Source organism: Mesorhizobium sp. M7A.F.Ca.CA.002.09.1.1, assembly GCF_003998555.1.
Lineage (GTDB): Bacteria > Pseudomonadota > Alphaproteobacteria > Rhizobiales > Rhizobiaceae > Mesorhizobium > Mesorhizobium ciceri.
On the sequence record NZ_RZRR01000610.1, the window covers coordinates 1 to 3,499 of the forward strand.

The following is a 3,499-nucleotide window of genomic DNA, read 5'->3' on the forward strand; positions in this document are numbered from 1 at the left end:
TTCGTTGGGCGATCAAACGGTAGGGCGAAATGAACACAAATCCGGCAGGCAACGGAGAATTCGGGCAACGGCCGGCAACATCCGGACCGATCGTGCCGAAAACGGCCAGCGAGGCGTTGCGGCCAGAGGCCGGCACGCCGCCGCCGAAGCGCTCGCGTGCGTCACGCAGCCAGGTCGTCGTGTTCATGAACTTCGTCATCTCCTCGGTGATGCTGGTGGTTCTGGCGGCCGGCGTCGCGGTCTATTTCGGCAAGCAGGAATTCACCGAGCCCGGACCCTCCGCTAATGGCGATACCTTCCTGGTCAAGCCGAACACCGGCGTCCAGGATATCGCCGACCAGCTCGAACGCCGCGGACTGATCAGTGATGCCCGGGTATTCCGCCTTGGCGTGCGCGCCTTCGGCAATGATTCGGCGCTGAAAGCCGGCGAGTACGAGATCAAGCCCAGGGCTTCCATGCGCGATATCATGGAGCTTCTGAAGAGCGGCAAGTCGGTGATGTATTCGCTGACCATCCCTGAAGGACTGACTGTCGACCAGGCATTGCAGCGCATCGCCAAGGAGACTGCCTTGAGCGGCGACATGCCGGCAACCACGCCGCCGGAGGGCAGCCTCGCCACCGACACGCTGCGCTTCACGCGCGGCGCGACACGCCAGCAGATGGTCGACAAGCTGCTTGCGGATCAGAAGAAGCTGGTTGACGATGTCTGGCAGCGGCGCGCGCCGGACCTGCCGCTGGCCAACGTCGAGGAGTTCGTCACGCTGGCTTCGATTGTCGAGAAAGAGACGGGCAAGGGTGACGAGCGTTCACGGGTTGCCGCCGTCTTCCTGAACCGGCTTGCCAAGGGCATGCGCCTGCAATCCGATCCGACCATCATCTACGGGCTGTTCGGCGGCAAGGGAAAGCCGGCGGACCGGCCGATCTACCAGTCGGATATCCAGAAACAGACCCCCTACAACACCTATGTGATCAACGGCTTGCCGCCGACGCCGATCGCCAATCCGGGTCGTGCAGCGCTGGAGGCGGTGGCCAATCCGTCGAAGACCGACGACCTCTATTTCGTCGCCGACGGCACCGGTGGGCACGTCTTTGCCGCGACGCTGGACGAGCACAACGAGAATGTCGCCCGCTATCGCGCTCTGCAGAAGAAGCAGGCGGATGACGTCGCCAAAGCCGCCAAGACGACCGGCGGCGGCGACAGCGATGCCGTCAAGCCGGCGGACGGTGGGCCGGCCGACAGTGGGCCTGCTGACGGTGCCGACGACAGCGGCGGTGACGCGGGCGCTGCCCAGTAGAATGAAGAAAGGCGTTGCCCGACAGGCGACGCCCTGACATTTGCAAGAGCGCCGCGCGTCCGATTTCGACGCGCCTGCGGCGCAGTCATTTTCAAGCCGCACTTGCTCTGTCCGGAAAGCCGGTTCGGGGCAATGTGCCAGGGACGTGTGGGCGATATGAATTTGCAGAGCATGACCGGTTTTGCACGTGCCGTCGCCGAGCACGAAGGCACTTCGATCGCCTGGGAGGTCAAGTCCGTCAACGGCAAGAGCGTCGAAGTACGGCTGCGGCTGCCGCAAGGCTTCGAGCGGTTGGAACCGGCTGTCCGGCAGATACTTCAGAAACGTTTTGCACGCGGCAATTTTCAGGCGACGCTGACCATCGGCCGTGCCGTCGGCGCGCAGGCGCAGCCGGTCGTCAACGAAGCCTTCCTGAAGGACCTGGCCGGGCTCGCCAAGCGGCTGCAGGAGCAGTTCGGCGTTGCTGCGGCGACCTCGGATGGACTGCTGTCGCTGCGCGGCGTGCTCGACATTCCCGAAACTGTCGAAACCGAGGAGGCGAGGGCCGCGCTCGATGCCGCGATCATGGCCGCGCTCGAAGTGGCCTTGAACGGGCTTGAACAGGCACGGCAGGGCGAAGGGGCCGCGCTGGCTTTGCTGCTGTCGGGTCATATCGACACAATCGAGGCGCTGACGCTGCGGGCAGAAGTGGATCCATCCCGCGAGACCGCGGTGATCCGGGAACGCATCGCCGAGCAGGTCAGGCTGCTGATGGACGCTTCCGCCAATTTGGATGCCACCCGACTGCACATGGAGGCCGCGTTCCTGGCCACCAAGGCCGATATTCGCGAAGAGATCGACCGGCTGAAAACGCATGTCGCATCCGGCCGGGCACTGCTGGTGGGCGGCGGCGCGGTCGGTCGCAAGCTCGATTTTCTGGCACAGGAATTTAACCGCGAATCGAATACGCTGTGTTCCAAGTCGAATGCCGCCGCCATCACCGCGATCGGGCTGGACCTGAAGGCGGTGGTCGACCAGTTTCGTGAACAGATCCAGAATCTGGAGTAGCCGATGGTTGCCAAGGATTTGGGGTCCCGCATTCGCCGCCGGGGCCTGATGCTCGTCCTGTCGTCGCCGTCCGGCGCCGGCAAGTCGACGATCGCGCGCAATCTTCTGGAAAGCGATTCCAGCCTCGAACTGTCGGTCTCGGTCACCACCAGGCCGCGCCGCGGCAGCGAGATCGAAGGCGTCCACTATCATTTCCGGACGATGCGCGAATTCGAGCGGCTTCGTGATTCAGACGCGCTGCTGGAGTGGGCCGAGGTGCATGGCAATTGCTATGCGACACCGCGCGAGCCTGCCGAACTGGCGCTGTCTGAAGGGCGCGACATGCTGTTCGACATCGACTGGCAGGGCGCCCAGCAGCTCAAGGAGAAGATGCGCGCCGACATCGTCTCGATCTTCATCCTGCCGCCATCGATGAAGGAGTTGAAGGCACGGCTGAAGCGCCGCGCCGAAGACCAGGAAGCGGTGATCGAAACGCGGTTGAAAAACGCCCGCAACGAGATCGAGCACTGGAAGGAATATGATTTCGTCATCGTCAATGACGACCTCGACCGCGCCTTCGCCGAAGTGCGCGGCATCGTCGTCGCCGAGCGGCTGAGACGCGACCGCCGGCCAGGCCTGTTCGATTTCGTCTCGGGACTGTTGGACGAGAAGACGGGTTGAGGCTGTGAAGCGCCAATCTCCCCCACGAGGGGGCAGATCGGCAGCTTCTTACACCGCGTTTGTCAACCTTACAAACTCCTCGACGCTGAGCGTCTCGGCGCGGCGTGTCGGATCGATGCCGGCGCGGTCGAGCAGGGCCTCGCCGCCGAGGCTCTTAACGCTTTGCCGCAGCATCTTGCGACGTTGGCCGAAGGCGGCTTCTGTGACGCGGCCGAGTTTCTTCACCTCGGTGGGCAGGGGCATCGGGCGCGGCACAAGATGCACCACCGAGGAGGTGACCTTTGGCGGCGGCGTGAATGCCTGTGGCGGTACGTCGAAGGCGATCCTCGCCTCCGTCCGCCAGCCGGCAAGAACCCCCAGCCGGCCATAGCTGTCGCTGCCGGCGGGAGCGACGATGCGCTCGGCCACCTCGCGCTGGAACATCAGAGTCATCGAGGTGTAGAAAGGCGGCCAGTCGCTGACCGTCAGCCAGCGCACCAGCAGCTCCGTGCCGATGT

Annotated in this window: 5 protein-coding genes; 3 read left to right on the plus strand and 2 right to left on the minus strand. The window is 64.1% G+C overall.

The features are described 5' to 3' along the window. Positions 1-187: hypothetical protein (locus EN994_RS36285; RefSeq protein ID WP_245466064.1), on the minus strand; the 187-nt coding region annotated here is incomplete at its 3' end. On the opposite strand from EN994_RS36285, the gene mltG reads away from it, so the two are divergent. The 3 genes from mltG (at position 186) to gmk (ending at position 3,002) form a co-directional block, all read left to right on the plus strand. After that, complete coding sequence (gene mltG, locus EN994_RS22980; protein WP_244514283.1) at positions 186-1,295, plus strand: endolytic transglycosylase MltG; 1,110 nt, start codon at positions 186-188, stop codon at positions 1,293-1,295. The two genes, EN994_RS36285 and mltG, sit on opposite strands and share 2 nt — an antisense overlap. 156 nt (positions 1,296-1,451) lie before the next feature. Then, positions 1,452-2,342, plus strand: a complete 891-nt coding sequence (locus EN994_RS22985) for a YicC/YloC family endoribonuclease (RefSeq protein WP_013532513.1) — start codon at positions 1,452-1,454, stop codon at positions 2,340-2,342. Between the two features lie 3 nt (positions 2,343-2,345). Next, entirely contained in the window at positions 2,346-3,002 is a 657-nt protein-coding gene (gene gmk, locus EN994_RS22990; protein ID WP_013532512.1) for a guanylate kinase, read from the plus strand. Positions 3,003-3,050: 48 nt separating this feature from the next. On the opposite strand, the gene EN994_RS22995 is transcribed toward gmk, so the two are convergent. Next, positions 3,051-3,499 (minus strand): rRNA adenine dimethyltransferase family protein (locus EN994_RS22995; protein WP_281060195.1); only part of this gene is annotated, 449 nt, incomplete at its 5' end.

Bases quoted from the DNA above. Each gene is read 5' to 3' on its own strand.
- mltG (WP_244514283.1), top strand. From the start codon at position 186: ATGAACTTCGTCATCTCCTCGGTGATGCTGGTGGTTCTGGCGGCCGGC.
- EN994_RS22985 (WP_013532513.1), top strand. From the start codon at position 1,452: ATGAATTTGCAGAGCATGACCGGTTTTGCACGTGCCGTCGCCGAGCAC.
- gmk (WP_013532512.1), top strand. From the start codon at position 2,346: ATGGTTGCCAAGGATTTGGGGTCCCGCATTCGCCGCCGGGGCCTGATG.